Origin of the sequence: Yersinia sp. 2542 StPb PI (assembly GCF_048593855.1) — a bacterium.
GTDB lineage: Bacteria > Pseudomonadota > Gammaproteobacteria > Enterobacterales > Enterobacteriaceae > Yersinia > Yersinia enterocolitica_E.
The window spans coordinates 1-15,615 of record NZ_JAZGQA010000107.1; the positions used below are offsets into that span (position 1 = coordinate 1).

A 15,615-nucleotide genomic window follows, 5' to 3' on the forward strand; every position below is an offset into this window, starting at 1 on the left:
GCTGTGGTGAGCTATTGCCGACATTAATAAAAAATAAATTTTCACCTGTCCGCCAGGCGGCATTGCTGCAAGTAAAAAACGCCTGCGGAAAAGGTTGTTGATAAATTTACACCTCATGGAGATCGTGTAATGGTTAAGGTTAACAAGGGTTTTAGAAAATCTCACTGTGCGGCATTAGTGATAGCTGCAATTATCTCATCTCAGGCATCCGCCGCTGAAACAAAAAATACCACGGCAACCGACACCATGGTTGTCACGGCATCCGGTTTCCAACAACGCATTCAAGATTCTGCGGCATCTATTTCTGTGGTTACCCGCGAGCAGATTGAAAATAAAGCCTACCGTGATATTACCGATGCGCTGAAAGATGTTCCCGGCGTTGTTGTCACCGGTGGTGGTAGCCACAGTGATATCAGTATTCGTGGCATGTCCGCTAAATACACCCTGATTCTGGTGGATGGTAAACGTGTTGATACCCGTGGCACCCGCCCTAACAGCGACGGTTCAGGGATTGAGCAAGGCTGGCTGCCACCACTTGCCGCCATTGAGCGTATTGAAGTTGTACGTGGCCCGATGTCCTCTTTATATGGTTCGGATGCCATGGGGGGGGTAATCAACGTCATTACCCGGAAGGTGGGTAAAGAGTGGCAAGGCACGGTGCGCGCAGATGCCACCTTGCAGGAGGATTCAGACTCCGGCGATATATATCAGACCAATGCTTACGCTTCTGGTCCATTAATTGATGGCTTGCTGGGATTGAAAGTTAGCGGGCTTCTCTCGCATCGTAGCGAAGATAAGATAATCGATGGCTACAATGAACAGCGCATGAGAAACGGTGCGGCAACATTTACCCTGACTCCTGATGATAAAAACGAATTTGATTTTGATATCGGCCATTATGTGCAGGACCGAAACTCAACCGCCGGGCGTTCAGTGGCATTAACCGGTAAAAGCAGTGACGTGCAATATGACCGTAATAATTATGCGATTACCCACCACGGTTATTATGATTTCGGTAATTCAACCAGCTATGTTCAACGAGATGAAACCCGTAATCCATCACGTGACATGAAGAGTGTTGATAATATCTTTAATAGCCAAACCTCATTCCTGTTCGATAGCCATACTTTAATTCTTGGCGGTCAATATCGTTATGAAGAGCTGAATGACAAGGGTAATCAATTAGCCTCCGCCAAAGATTTGACTAAATTGACCCGTTGGAGTTGGGCGTTATTTGCAGAAGATGAATGGCAGATGACCAATGATTTCGCGCTGACCGGCGGTGTCCGTATGGATCAGGACGAAAACTATGGTACTCACTGGACACCACGTCTGTACGGTGTCTGGCATCTGGCTGAACAATGGACATTAAAGGGCGGGGTATCCGGTGGCTATCGTTCACCTGACTTGCGTCAGGCCACGGAAAACTGGGGGCAAATCACCGGCGGTGGTCGGGGTGATCCTGCTATCATTGTCGGTAATGCCAACCTGAAACCAGAAAGAAGTCTCAGCCAGGAAATTGGTGTGCTGTGGGATGATCAGGAAGGTATGAATGCCGGTGTGACACTGTTTAATACTGATTTTAAAGATAAAATCACCGAGGTACGCCGTTGTACTGATACCACGGGCAATGCGTCCGGCCAATGTATGATCAATGGTACCAGCTATAAATTTATTAGTGATCGCACCAACGTGGATAAAGGCATGACCCGTGGTGTGGAAGCGACTTTCGGTTGGGAAATCAATAAAGCCTGGTCACTGACATCGAACTACACCTTTACTCAATCTGAGCAGAAAAGTGGGCAATTCTCGGGTCAACCGTTGAACCAGATGCCTAAGCACATGTTGAACGGTACGCTGAACTGGCAGGCAAATGAAGAATTAGCCACCTGGGTTCGGGCTAACTACCGGGGTAGAACATCAGAGTATCTTGATCGTACCAGTATGGGCAATAAAACGCCGTCTTACACTTTTGTCGATTTAGGGGCTAACTATCAACTGACCAAAGAGTTCCGTTTGATGGGCGGCGTGTATAACGTACTGGATAAACGAGTGGATATCGAAGTTAACGATAAAGTGCTGGATGGGCGCCGTTATATGGTTGGTGCCAGCTACGATTTCTAATTTCCCTTTGTCCTTGAAGCCACAGGGGTGTTAGCGGCGTTCACTCACCCGAATCACTTGACTGAGTAAGCTCATCGGGATTTGTTCGCTTGCTGCCTACCTGTGACTCCAATGACTTTGGGTACTCCCTTTGTCCTTGAAGCCACAGGGGTGTTAGCGGCGTTAGCTCACCCGAATCACTTACTTGTGCAAGTGATTCGGGATTAAGGAGCCTTTTGAGGCTCCTCCTACATAATTAACTCAGGCCAATATCAATCACTTTTTTGAATGCAGCGCGTTGTGACACGCTGTGATACCACCGCTGTAAACTCGGCAGTGATGGACGTTCGATCGACAGGTTAAACCAGGCATAGGCCAGGCACCCTAACGGGATATCCCCAATACCGAATTTATCGCCAGACAGATACGCTTGTTTCTCAAGTGCGTGATCGGCAATTGCCATCAGGGTATTGAGTTGTGTCATACCCTGAGCAATTTTCACTTTATCCTGCTGTTCTGGAGGGGTGCGTACCAATCCGATAAACACCGCTTTAAACGGCTCCACCATGCTGGAGGTGGCCCAATCCATCCACTTTTCTGCCCCTGCGCGTAACTGTGCATCAGGTAAATAAAGTGCACTATCGCCGTATTGTGCGGCCAGATAGCGGACAATCGTATTGGACTCCCACAGGATGAAGTCTCCATCTTGCAGGCAAGGGATCAGGCCATTTGGATTCATTGAGCGATACAGGGGGTCATTGAGCTTGCCATATTGGCCACCGACATCAATGCGCTGATAGCTGATACCCAATTCTTCTAAACACCAAAGTACTTTTTTGACATTGGTCGAGTTATTCCTACCCCAAACAGTCAGCATATAATTCTCTCTATTTATTTGATTTTTATCTACCAACGCCCCTGAAACAGCGTTATTTAACGCCGTTGCCAATGGTGGATATCCCAGTCATGCAATATTGCCAAATCCACTAATTCATTACCGGGATTAATCACTGCCGCATGATCAACATATTCCAGCAGCGGCTTGTCATTAATCGAGTCGCTGTAACCGTAGGTATGCTGAAAATCTAACTGAGGCGACGCCATGAGCCACTGTTTTAACCGTTCTACTTTGCCTTCACGGTAAGTCAGGGTGCCATAGGTCTTGCCGGTGTAGCGGTTATCCTCCACCGCAACACCGATAGATAATGCTGCATTGGCAGAGAAATGCTGCGCAATAGGGGTAACCAAATGTTCGCCGGTAGCTGAAATAATCACGATGTAATCACCGCGATTACGGTGCCAGGCCAGTAGCTTCCTGGCTTGCGGATAAATTCGTGGCAGAATATCTCGCTCGATAAAACGCTCAACCCAGCCAGCAACTTCAGCCGTATGTTTGCCGATTAAGGGCGACAATGTTGATTCCATATAACAGGACATCGACATCTGCCCTTGATAGTACTGTTTCATCAAATACTGTTCTTGTTCTGCCAGCTCAGCAGGAGCCAGCCCTTTATCAACCAGCCAGCGTAACCAAAGGCCGGAGCTATCATCGCTGATCAGCGTTTCATCGAGATCAAACAGGGCCAAATCCATTAAGCCACCTCCCGGCTGACAGAAAGATTGAAGTGAAACTTAACAGTGCATGTGCTGGACATCTGAAATTCCCCGACGGAAAAAAGGGTATCAACCGTTAAGCTAATACTTTCTAGCAAAACATGGAAGCTTACTTAGCACGGCAGGGTTGCTAGCTCACCCCTATACAGTTATGGATGGCAGATTATCTGAATATTAAGACAACGTAATGACTCTGGTTTTCGATGTTGCAGGGCTGGTGATACGGCATTGTTATCAGTAATGAAAGAAATAACATAGAACGGATTGATATTGGTGAGTTACTCAGTTTCGGTGTTAATTGTTTATATCGTTTGGATATAGATTGTTAAGTATCTAGTCGAGAACGCTCTTAAAACTGCTTTTTATCCTTAAATGACAGGTTATTAACGCGGTTTGTCACTAAACGCCCGATGGCTAAAGAAAGAGTGTTGTCGTCTGTCTGCTTTCACCCCACAGCCCAGGAGCTGATTATGCTGATTATTCGTTTATATGGTTGTCCAGTTTTCATTGGTTCTGAGCAAAAAAAGCAACCGACTGAAAATCCTGGAGTGAAACATGAGTCATCAAACACTAAGCAACCCATTATTTGTTAACCCAACCGCGGTTAACCCATTATCTGCCAACACATTACCACTATTGGATCTTTCCCTGCTTAATGGCAGTGAAACTGAACGTCAGGCATTCTTAGTCGATTTACGCCATGCCGCACGAGATATCGGATTCTTTTATCTCACCGGACATGGCATTGACCCCGCGTTATTACAACAAATCCAAACCTTATCCCGTGAATTTTTTGCCTTGCCTGATGAGGACAAACTGGCGGTGGCCATGGTGCGCTCGCCACATTTTCGTGGCTATAACCGTGCGGCCTCTGAGTTAACACGAGGCCAGCCGGACTGGCGTGAACAGTTCGATATTGGTGCTGAAAGAGCCCCATTACCGCAAATGCCGGGCACGCCAAGTTGGGCACGGCTACAAGGGCCAAACCAGTGGCCCGAGGCTCTGCCGGAATTAAAACCAACAATACTGCAATGGCAGCGGGAAATGACCGGCATGGCGCTGCGTTTGCTGCGGGCTTTCGCTCTGGCATTGGAACTGGATGAACATGCATTTGATGAGTTGTATGGCGATAAACCCAATGAACATATCAAGCTAATTCGCTATCCGGGGCGTGAAACCACGCAAAGCGGGCAGGGGGTCGGTGCGCATAAAGACTCCGGTTTCCTCAGTTTCTTATTGCAAGACCAGCAACGTGGCTTGCAGGTGGAGGTGGAGGACGGGCGCTGGATTGATGCCACACCACGACCCGGCACCTTCGTGGTCAATATTGGAGAGCTGCTGGAGCTGGCCAGTAATGGTTATCTGCGTGCTACGGTACACCGGGTGGAAACACCTCCTGCCGGTACAGACCGGTTATCTATCGCTTTCTTCCTGGGGGCGCGTCTGGATGCGGTGGTTCCGTTGTATCAACTGCCAGCGCCGCTGGTGGCGCAAGCGCGTGGGCCTGCCAGTGATCCTAATAACCCGCTGTTTCGTGATGTTGGGCTTAATTATCTCAAGGGCCGTTTGCGCTCTCACCCCGATGTTGCCGAGCGTTACTACCCTGCGCAATTGAAGCTGTAGGGGCTGGATAAGTTCATCGCGGATCGTCTGCTGGCAATCTGCCTGGCGCGCGGATTTTTGGGTAGCTTGAATTAAAAACTTTATTTTTGGGATGATGATAATGACTAAAACACGTATTTCCGGCCTGATTAGTGCCACCTTACTGACTGCATGGGTGTCTTCTTTTAGTTTGTCAGCACAGGCAGCCGAAGCGCTGCGGGTAGCCGCCGATCCGGTTCCTCATGCAGAAATTCTGCAATTTGTGCAAAAACTCGATCCCTCTCTGAATCTGAAAGTCATCGAGATCCCCAATGGTGTGAACTCGAATGAGTTGCTGGCTCACGGTGATGTCGATGCCAACTACTTCCAGCATGTGCCTTATCTGCACTCCCAGGAGCAGGCGCTGGGGCAAAAATTTGCCGTGGCCGCAACAGTGCATATTGAGCCACTTGGCGTCTATTCCCACAAACATAAAACCTTTGCTGATGTCCCGCAAAATGGCACGGTAGCGGTGCCGAATAACGTGACTAACCTCAGCCGTGCGCTCTATTTACTGAAAGATCAGGGGCTGATTACCTTGAAGCCGGGCTTTACCGATCCGGCTAAAAATCAGGCGACGCCGAAGGATATCGCGGACAATCCAAAACACCTGAAAATTTTAGAGATTGAATCACCGCAAATCCCTCGTTCATTGGATGATGTTGATTTAGCAGTGATTAATGGAAATTATGCGTTAGAGGCAGGGCTTAATCCGGCGAAAGATGCATTAGGACTGGAGAAAGCTGCCGGTAACCCTTATGCCAATATTCTGGTCACCACCCCCGCGCTGGCCAGTGATCCACGAATCAAACAATTGGCGAAAGATTTGCAGTCACCCGAAGTGGCGAAGTTTATCACTGAAAAATATGCCGGTTCAGTTATCCCTGTGGCAGGCCTTAAATCATGATTAGCATCGAACGCCTGAGTAAAACCTATCCACAAGGAGGGCTGCCAATGGTGGCCCTGGAGGAGGTCTCGCTTGAGATCCCGACAGGCTCGGTGTTCGGTATTATTGGCCGTAGCGGGGCAGGTAAAAGTACCTTAATCCGTTGTCTAAACCTATTGGAACGGCCCACTTCGGGCCGTATTCAAGTGGATGGCCGGGAATTAACCACACTTTCTGACCGTGAATTGCGGCTGCAACGGCAAAATATCGGCATGATTTTTCAGAATTTCCATTTACTTCATTCACGTAATGTATGGGACAACATTGCTGTTGGTTTGGAAATTATTGGGATGCCCAAAGCGCAACGCCAGCAGCGCGTTGCTGAGTTATTGGATTTGGTTGGCTTGAGTGACAAGGCTTATGCTTTCCCCTCGCAGTTATCGGGCGGACAAAAACAGCGCGTGGGAATTGCCCGAGCGCTGGCCGCCAAACCGTCATATCTGTTATCTGATGAAGCGACTAGCGCGCTGGACCCTGAAACCACCGCATCGATCCTGGCATTGCTCAGTGATATCAATCGCCAACTTGGATTGACCATCGTGTTGATCACTCATGAATTGGAGGTGGTGAAATCCATCTGTGATAGCGCAGCATTGTTGGAGCGGGGGCGGGTGGTGGAAACCGGCGCTATTGCTGACTTATTGGCATCAACACATTCCCGTTTAGGGCGTTCATTGCTTCCCGCTCGGGGGCCGGCGTCGTTGTCTGGTGCGCCAGTGGCGGAGCTAACCTTTTTCGATACCTTAGCGGCTTCCCCCGTGCTCAGTGAGTTGGCGCAGCAACATGCCGTGGGGGTAACCCTACTTGGCGGTGGGGTGGAATCGATAGGTGGCCAGCGGGTTGGGCGTTTGCAGGTTGATTTCAGCCACCCAGACGGCGGGTTGAGTTTAGCTGAGGTCTTACAATTTCTTAATGAGCGTGGCGTGAGGGCAGAACTGATATGAACAGCGGCATGAGTTGGCAAGATCTGCTGGCACTGGTCACCAATGCCACCGGCGAAACTATCTATATGGTGGTAATTGCCACCTTTTTCACTGTATTGATTGGCTTACCACTGGGGGTGTTGTTATTTATTTCGCGCCCCAATGGGGTTTTGCCTGCCGCGCGCTTGAATACATTGGTCGGTGCCATTGTTAATTTGGGGCGCTCAATGCCCTTTGTGGTGTTACTGATTGCGTTGATTCCGATTACCCGTTGGATTATCGGCACCACGTTAGGCAGTATCGCTGCCATCGTGCCAATTACTCTGGGAGCCATCCCATTTTTTGCCCGAGTGGTCGAAGCGGCTTTGGATGAAGTGGATAAAGGGCGGATTGAAGCAATTTTATCGATGGGCGGTTCGGCACGCCATGTGATTCAAAAAGTTCTGTTGCCAGAGGCACTTCCCGCTTTATTGGCCGGCATTACCTTAACTGTCGTGATGCTGGTGGGGTTCTCATCAATGGCGGGTGTTATTGGTGGCGGTGGATTAGGTGATTTGGCTATTCGTTATGGTTATCAACGTTTTAATAATGAAGTGATGGTAGCGACATTAATCATATTGGTCATTTTGGTTCAGGGCGTACAAAGCCTGGGCGATAGATGGGTCAGGTCGTTGGCTCACCGGCGCTAAAATTTATCATCACCTATATTTGATATAACAGCCGCGGTATTCATTGCTGTGGTTTCACTGCGCAATAATGGACGTTGCCGCTATCAACGCGGCAACGTCCTGTCAGCAGGCGATTAACCGTTTAGTGCTTGTGCCAAGTCCGCAATCAGATCCTCGGTATCCTCAATACCCACCGACAAACGCAGTAATTGTGGCGTAATACCGTGTTTCAGCCGGGTTTCTAAGGGGATGGAGGCATGAGTCATGCTGTATGGCTGGCTGATTAAACTTTCCACCCCGCCCAAACTTTCGGCCAGGGTAAACAGATGTGAGCGTTTGATTACCGCGCGAGCGTATTCATCATCCCCTTTCAATCGCACAGAAATCATACCGCCGAAACCCGCCATTTGCCGTGATGCCAGCTCATGTTGTGGGTGGCTTTTCAGCCCAGGGTAATAGACATTTTCAACTTGTGGTTGCCCTTCGAGCCACTCGGCTATCTGCTGGGCACTGTGATTATGTCGCGCCATGCGCAATGCCAAGGTACGCAGTCCGCGTAACGTCAGAAAGCTGCTGAAAGGATCTAAAATTCCGCCCACCGCATTGTGCAGAAAGCCTAACTGTGCTGCCAGTTCAGGGTTATTGCCCACCGCCGCGACGCCAGCGACCACATCAGAATGGCCATTAAGGTATTTGGTGGCGGAATGCACCACAATATCAAAGCCCAGTTCCAGCGGGCGCTGGATGTAAGGGGAGGCGAAGGTATTATCGGCCACACTGATAAGTTGATGCTTTTTGGCAATCGCCGCAATGGCCGCCAGGTCAGCCAGTTTCAGCAATGGATTGGTCGGTGTCTCCACCCAGATCATTTTGGTTTCTGGCAATATTGCTTGTTCTAATGCCTCGGTATCCGCAGGGGAGACATAGGTCACTCGCAAACCGGCCGTTCGGCTGCGAACTTTTTCCAGCAGGCGATAGGTTCCGCCATATAAATCATCCACGGCAATGATATGGCTACCCTGATCCAGCAGTTCAAGCACAGTTGAACAGGCTGCCAGACCAGAGGCGAAGGCGTAACCTCGAGTGCCCCCTTCCAGTTCCGCAATCGCCTTTTCCAGCGCGGTACGCGTTGGGTTGCCGCTACGCGAATATTCATACCCGGTATGCTCGCCAGGAGCGGGTTGTGCGAAGGTGGATGTCGCGTAAATTGCGGGCATCACCGCACCGGTGCTATCGGGGGTATAACCGGCATGAACGGTTAAGGTATCGAACTTTGCCATAATAAAAATCCTTAATATGAGAAGATTAAGCCAGCTTTTGACGCCAGGTATTCAAAACATCAGTGCGGGTAATCAAGCCAAGGAAACGCTCTCCATCCAACACTACTGCTACATGGCCATCATTGAATGTTGCCAGTAGAGAGCGGTAATCGGCCTCTTTTTGTAATGTGTTCACTTGATGGGTCATGGCGGCACTGGCCGGTAATTTGAAATGGCTGGCATCTGCTTGTACGGTGTTCAGCAAGTCCCATTCGTCGATTAACCCGACCACTTTTTCGCCGTCTAATACTGGTAGCTGGGAGATGTCATACAGGCGCATTCGGGCGTGAGCCACGGCCAGCGTGTCCTGCGGTGAAACAGAAATTGTTGCGCCGTCCTCATGACGATAAGTGATGAAATCACGCAAATCGCCATACTGGGGCTTGCTCAGCAAACCTTGTTCCATGAGCCAGTAATCGTTGAACATTTTGGACAGGTACTTGTTGCCGCTGTCGCAAACGAAGGTGACCACTCGCTTTGGTGTGGTTTGCTCGCGGCAATAGCGTAATGCTGCGGCCAGTAGGGTGCCGGTAGATGAGCCTGCCAGTACCCCTTCTTCCCGCAATAACGCACGTGCGGTGCTGAAGGTTTCAGCATCATCGATGCGATAAGATTTTTTTACCTGAGAAAAGTTGCTCAGTGGCGGGATAAAATCCTCACCAATTCCTTCGACCAGCCAGCTACCCGCATCGCCAATCTGCGAGCTGTCGACGTAATCTGCCAAAATGGATCCCGCAGGATCGGCCAGTACGAACTCGGTGGCGGGTGAAACCTCGGCAAAGTATTGGCTCAGGCCGCTCAGGGTACCGCTGGAGCCAACACCCACCACGATGGCATCGACCTGCCCATCCATCTGTTGCCACAGCTCAGGGCCGGTCGATGTCCGGTGCGCCGCGGGGTTTGCCGGGTTATTGAATTGATCGATATAGAAAGCCCCCGGAGTTTCCTGCGCCAGACGCAGAGCATAGTCCTGATAATAAGCCGGATGCCCTTTGCCCACATCTGAGCGGGTCAATAGCACTTGTGCGCCCAATGCCCGCAGGTGGAAAATTTTCTCCTGGCTCATTTTATCCGGTACCACTAATAGCAGTTTGTAACCTTTTAGCGCCGCTACCAATGCCAACCCAAGGCCGGTATTGCCAGCGGTGGCTTCAATGATGGTTCCGCCGGGTTGCAGCAACCCTTCTTTTTCAGCTTGCTCAATCATCGAGAGCGCGACACGGTCTTTAATCGACCCACCGGGATTCTGATTTTCCAGCTTGACGAACAGTTGGCATGGGCCGGTATCAAAGTGGGTCAGTTCCAGTAGCGGGGTGTGGCCGATAAGATCAAGTACCGAGCGTGGGATAGCCATTGCATACTCCAGCATTATTTGTTTAACAGCATAAATTGTTTAACAGCATGAATTTGGATAACAACTGATGGGCTGGATAATAGCGCTAGCGGCTTAAGCATTAAAAAGAACAAATAACCTGCCTATATTACCTTTTGTTATATGTTTATGTTTTTTTAGACGTTTAGGTGCTTAGGTGTAAGGATGTTCAGACAGGAAGATGGTTAGCCGTATAGCCATCGATATTTATAAAAAACAGTCTCTTTACAAAACAAAACGTAAAACTACGCCCAATTGGGCCAGCAATGGGATAAATTTAGAAAAGGGACTGAAATATGACTAAGCTAATATTTCAGTCTAAGTGAAAAGACGTTATTTTTTCGCTAATTGGACAGTGGTTGGTTCTGGGAATACCACTTATTTCCAATTATTAGCAAGGATACTCTGGCGACCTCATGATGAAATTTATCCTCCCCTTTAAGATAAAGAAATTAACCTTCAGTGCTGGCTTATTGCTTTTGGTGCTGCCCGCCGCGCATGCGGCTGGAGACCCGGCTGCTCCCCCGGTAGATGCCAAAGCCTATGTGCTGATGGATTACAACAGTGGAAAGGTGTTGGTGGAAGGGAACAGTGACCAGCGCCTTGATCCGGCCAGTTTGACTAAGATTATGTCCAGTTATGTGATTGGACAGGCCATTAAAGCGGGGAAAGTGCACCCTGATGATTTAGTGACCGTGGGGAAAGATGCCTGGGCTACGGGTAATCCGGCATTACGTGGCTCCTCACTGATGTTTTTGAAACCGGGCGATCAGGTGAAATTGTCCGACTTGAATAAAGGTATTGTGATTCAGTCAGGCAATGACGCCAGTATTGCGTTGGCCGATTATGTGGCTGGCAGCCAAGACAGTTTTGTTGGTCTGATGAACAGCTACGCCAAAGCCTTGGGTCTGGCGAATACTCACTTTATGACCGTCCATGGTCTTGATGCGCCAGGGCAGTACAGCACTGCGCGGGATATGGCGGTATTAGGTCAGGCACTGATCCGCGACGTGCCGGAAGAGTATGCGCTGCACAAAGAGAAAGAATTCACTTTTAATAAGATTCGTCAGATTAACCGTAATCGTCTGCTATGGAGCACTAATCTCAATGTGGATGGCATGAAAACCGGTTTTACCTCCGGTGCGGGGCATAATCTGGTCGCATCTGCAACCGAAGGGCCAATGCGTTTGATCTCTGTGGTGTTAGGTGCACCCAGTGATCGGGTTCGCTTTAGTGAAAGTGAAAAACTGTTGACCTGGGGCTTTCGTTTCTATGAAACCGTGGTGCCGATTAAAGCCACCAAACCTTTTGTGACGCAGAAAGTGTGGTTTGGTGATACCGGCGAGGCCGAGCTTGGGGTGGCAGAGGATGCCGCTATCACTATCCCGAAAGGGCAGATGAAGGATCTTAAAGCCAGTTATAAGTTGGATCAAACGGAGCTGCGTGCGCCGCTGGCCAAAAATCAAGTGGTCGGAACCATCGATTTTCAGCTTAATGGCAAGACGATTGACCAACGCCCGCTGGTGGTATTAAACGAAGTAAAAGAGGGCGGCTTCTTTAGTCGTATCTGGGACTTTGTGATGATGAAACTCAGTCAATGGTTTGGTAGCGTATTTGGTTAGTTTAAAGAAGATGATTGATTAATAAGAGAAAGGGCTACTGAAAAGTAGCCCTTTTAGCCTATTACGTGACCTATCACTGAGATAAATCAGTTACAGGCAACGATCTTGATTGCTAACCCCCCTCGGGAGGTTTCGCGGTATTTAGAATTCATATCTTTGCCGGTTTCATACATCGTTTCGATGACTTTATCCAGACAAACACTGGGTTCGCTAGTACGACGTAGCGCCATGCGCGCAGAGTTAACGGCTTGCACCGCAGAAATTGCATTACGCTCAATACACGGCACTTGAACTTGCCCTGCCACTGGGTCACAGGTCAGCCCCAGGTTATGCTCCATCGCGATTTCTGCTGCAATGCACACCTGAGCAGGGCTACCGCCCATCAACTCAGCCAGGCCTGCTGCGGCCATGGAACAGGCCACACCCACTTCGCCCTGACAACCCACTTCAGCGCCGGAAATAGACGCATTCATTTTATACAGCGCCCCAATCACACCAGAGACCAGGAAGTAGCGACTGTATGAGTTCTCATTTACCTGACGAATGAATTTGTCGTAGTAAGATAAAACTGCCGGAATAATGCCACACGCGCCGTTAGTCGGGGCAGTCACAACCCGCCCGCCAGCGGCGTTCTCTTCATTGACGGCTAATGCATACATATTGATCCAATCGACAACCATCATCGGATCTGAGTTATTTTTATCGGTACTCACCAGCATTCGGCGCAAAGCTGCGGCGCGACGTGGTACTTTCATTGGACCAGGCAATAACCCTTCAGTATTGATGCCGCGCTCAATACCGGCACGCATCACTTCCCAGATTGCGGCAAAGTGAGCACTTATTTCGGCTTTGCTGTGCAATGCCAGTTCATTTTGCATCACTAAACCGGACAGTGATAAACCGGTATCTTTACAGTGCTTTTGCAAGTCACGGGCAGAATTGAACGGATAAGGCACAGTAATCGCTTGGCTATCTTCCTGACCAAAGTGTGCTTCATCGACAATAAAACCACCGCCGATGGAGTAATACGTTTTACTGAAAATACAGTCATCACCCGCATGAGCGCTGATGGTCATACCATTTTCGTGCAATGGCAGGTTAGTGCTGTGGAAGTTCATCCCGCCATTGGCCGGGAAATCAACTTCGTGGCTGCCGTTTGCCAACAGCAGACGTTCCCGCAACTCTACATCGCGGATAAAACCAGAGATTGCATCAATATCAACGGTATCAGGCAGATTCCCCGCCAAACCCATAATAATCGCAATATCGGTATGGTGGCCTTTACCGGTAAGAGACAAAGAGCCGTAAACATCAACAGTGATTCGGGTGACGGCAGAAAGATGCCCCAGTTCGATTAGGTCATCGGTAAACAGCTTGCCAGCCTTCATTGGGCCGACGGTATGAGAGCTGGATGGACCAATACCAATCTTGAAAATGTCAAAAACGCTGACCATATATCGCCCCTTAAAGGTTCTAATTATTAAAGTGATGACATTGCCGTGGTAGGAAGCCGGAGCGGACGCTCCGGTTTTTGAAACAATTTACAACATCAGACCATGATAACTGGCTGGCCGTGGGACGTTGGCCAGCCTCAGAATCATTTACCGAACAGGCTGAACAAGATTGCAGAGATAGCAATCAGGCCCATGATAACCACGAATACGTTGCTGATATGGCCGCTGTACTTACGCATCGCTGGAACTTTATGGATTGCGTACATTGGCATCAGGAACAACAGCATCGCGATGATTGGGCCACCCAGGGTTTCAATCATACCCAAAATGCTTGGGTTCATGGTTGCGACGATCCAGGTTGTTACCAGCATGAACAGGGCAGTAATACGGTTCAGTTTGTCATGATTGATGGTTTTGCCTTTGCTACGCAGAGACTTAATCATCATGCCATTAAAGCCTTCACGTGCGCCCAGATAGTGACCCAGGAAAGACTTGGTGATAGCGATAAAGGCAATAACCGGCGCCATGTAGGCAATTATTGGAGTATTAAAGTGGTTAGCCAGGTAAGACAGAATAGAAATGTTCTGGCTTTTCGCATCCGCCAGATCCGCAGGAGACAGGCTCAGTACGCAACTGAAGACGAAGAACATAACGGTGACAACCATCATGATGTGAGCAAAAGCCAAAATGCGTGAACATTTTTTCTCTGCATCTACGCCGTACTCTTCACGTTTTGATACTGCAAACGCCGAGATGATAGGGGAGTGGTTGAATGAGAACACCATGACCGGAATAACCAGCCACATGGTCATCCAAAGACCGCTACCAGTACCGTTGCCATCCATTGATACATGTTCAAATATTGCACCGGTCCAGTTAGGGATCAGGTACACAGCCAACAACATCAATGCCGCAACAAACGGGAATACCAGAATACTCATTGCTTTTACAATGGCATGCTCACCAAAACGCACGATAGTCATCAGGCCCACGATCAGAATCAGGGACAAAATAGCGCGCGGTGGTGATGGCAGATGCATCTGGTGGGTAATGAAGCTATCAACGGTGTTGGTGATTGCCACACTGTATACCAACAAAATCGGGTAGATAGCGAAGAAGTAAAGCAGGGTAATCAACTTACCTGCGCCGATACCAAAGTGCTCTTCAACCACTTCAGTAATGTCTTCACCTGGGTTTTTGCCTGACAGCACAAAACGGCAGAGACCACGGTGAGCAAAGAAGGTCATCGGGAAAGCAATGATGGCCATTACAATCAGCGGCAGAAGACCGCCGATACCGGCATTGATAGGCAGGAACAATACGCCTGCACCGATTGCAGTACCGTACAGGCCCAACATCCACATGGTGTCACTTTTACGCCATGTGCTTGATGAAACTTTTCCCGGGGAGGCAATAGTGCCTGCTTGAGTAGTGTCCATAAAGATCTCCACTGTGAACACGTTAATTTAAAATTAAGAGCCGAAAGTTAGATACCCGCTATGCATTATCGAGTTGCATAATCAGGCGAAAAATTCAGTCAAAACGATTCGTTTAAAATTGGTGCCCTGGTTATTACTTTGGTGCCGTAATCGTGCTTTATACCTAAATTGTCAAGTGCAAAATTTAACCGATATTAAGAAGATGAATTCGCGATATCGGATATTTTTGGTGTTCTTGGCAGAACAATAGTTTTTGCTGGCGGCAAGATAGCGATTTGCAGTGAAAACTACCGTGATCATGCTCCCAAATGCTTAATAAACTCGCCGCTGATCATTTGTTGCGAATTTAAAACTGATTGTTATGTGAATGTTTATGATTTATCACTAGAAATAATGAAAAGTATACTTTCCCTTCTGGTCGATAAATAAACAGACTATTCTTTATTCCTTGCTTCTTGGCGTGCAATATATTTTAACCACGCTTATGGATCTAGCGGAAATCGATTTTTTCACT

The 15,615-nt window shown here is 48.8% G+C and carries 12 protein-coding genes; 6 read left to right on the forward strand and 6 right to left on the reverse strand.

The features are described 5' to 3' along the window. The first annotated feature begins 129 nt into the window (after positions 1-129). Positions 130-2,124, forward strand: a complete 1,995-nt coding sequence (locus V1952_RS13635; protein ID WP_420074924.1) for a ligand-gated channel protein — start codon at positions 130-132, stop codon at positions 2,122-2,124. Positions 2,125-2,359: 235 nt separating this feature from the next. On the opposite strand, the gene V1952_RS13640 is transcribed toward V1952_RS13635, so the two are convergent. Further along, positions 2,360-2,980 carry a glutathione S-transferase gene (locus tag V1952_RS13640; RefSeq protein ID WP_083158384.1) on the reverse strand — a complete coding sequence of 207 codons (621 nt, stop codon included), beginning with the start codon at positions 2,978-2,980 and terminating at the stop codon, positions 2,360-2,362. A gap of 56 nt (positions 2,981-3,036) precedes the next feature. Then, positions 3,037-3,696 carry an HAD family hydrolase gene (locus V1952_RS13645; protein ID WP_372559372.1) on the reverse strand — a complete coding sequence of 220 codons (660 nt, stop codon included), beginning with the start codon at positions 3,694-3,696 and terminating at the stop codon, positions 3,037-3,039. 576 nt (positions 3,697-4,272) lie between these two features. On the opposite strand from V1952_RS13645, the gene V1952_RS13650 reads away from it, so the two are divergent. From V1952_RS13650 to V1952_RS13665, 4 genes are all read left to right on the forward strand, one after another. Further along, on the forward strand, positions 4,273-5,340 hold the full coding sequence (locus tag V1952_RS13650; protein ID WP_420074925.1) for an isopenicillin N synthase family dioxygenase: 1,068 nt from the start codon (positions 4,273-4,275) through the stop codon (positions 5,338-5,340). 100 nt (positions 5,341-5,440) lie between these two features. Next, positions 5,441-6,265, forward strand: a complete 825-nt coding sequence (locus V1952_RS13655; RefSeq protein ID WP_083158386.1) for a MetQ/NlpA family ABC transporter substrate-binding protein — start codon at positions 5,441-5,443, stop codon at positions 6,263-6,265. Further along, a complete protein-coding gene (locus tag V1952_RS13660) occupies positions 6,262-7,248 on the forward strand; it encodes a methionine ABC transporter ATP-binding protein (RefSeq protein WP_372559370.1) in 987 nt (328 codons plus the stop codon). The genes V1952_RS13655 and V1952_RS13660 overlap by 4 nt, the downstream gene beginning before the upstream one ends. Next, the gene (locus V1952_RS13665; protein WP_420074926.1) at positions 7,245-7,916 is read left to right on the forward strand and encodes a methionine ABC transporter permease; all 672 of its coding nucleotides are present in this window, start codon (positions 7,245-7,247) and stop codon (positions 7,914-7,916) included. Before V1952_RS13660 ends, V1952_RS13665 begins: the two co-directional genes overlap by 4 nt. Before the next feature lie 113 nt (positions 7,917-8,029). Here V1952_RS13665 and V1952_RS13670 read toward each other — a convergent pair whose 3' ends face one another. Together V1952_RS13670 and V1952_RS13675 are read right to left on the reverse strand one after the other, a co-directional pair. Then, complete coding sequence (locus V1952_RS13670; RefSeq protein ID WP_372559368.1) at positions 8,030-9,175, reverse strand: trans-sulfuration enzyme family protein; 1,146 nt, start codon at positions 9,173-9,175, stop codon at positions 8,030-8,032. A gap of 25 nt (positions 9,176-9,200) precedes the next feature. Beyond that, positions 9,201-10,568: a pyridoxal-phosphate dependent enzyme gene (locus V1952_RS13675; protein WP_420074927.1), complete on the reverse strand. Its 1,368-nt coding sequence runs from the start codon at positions 10,566-10,568 to the stop codon at positions 9,201-9,203. Positions 10,569-11,002: 434 nt separating this feature from the next. Between V1952_RS13675 and V1952_RS13680 the strand changes: the two genes are divergently transcribed. Further along, positions 11,003-12,208, forward strand: a complete 1,206-nt coding sequence (locus tag V1952_RS13680; protein ID WP_420071794.1) for a serine hydrolase — start codon at positions 11,003-11,005, stop codon at positions 12,206-12,208. An 86-nt stretch (positions 12,209-12,294) separates the two neighbouring features. Here V1952_RS13680 and V1952_RS13685 read toward each other — a convergent pair whose 3' ends face one another. After that, the gene (locus V1952_RS13685; protein ID WP_420071793.1) at positions 12,295-13,662 is read right to left on the reverse strand and encodes an L-serine ammonia-lyase; all 1,368 of its coding nucleotides are present in this window, start codon (positions 13,660-13,662) and stop codon (positions 12,295-12,297) included. 143 nt (positions 13,663-13,805) lie between these two features. Next, positions 13,806-15,101: an HAAAP family serine/threonine permease gene (locus V1952_RS13690; protein ID WP_083158393.1), complete on the reverse strand. Its 1,296-nt coding sequence runs from the start codon at positions 15,099-15,101 to the stop codon at positions 13,806-13,808. Positions 15,102-15,615: the final 514 nt, after the last annotated feature.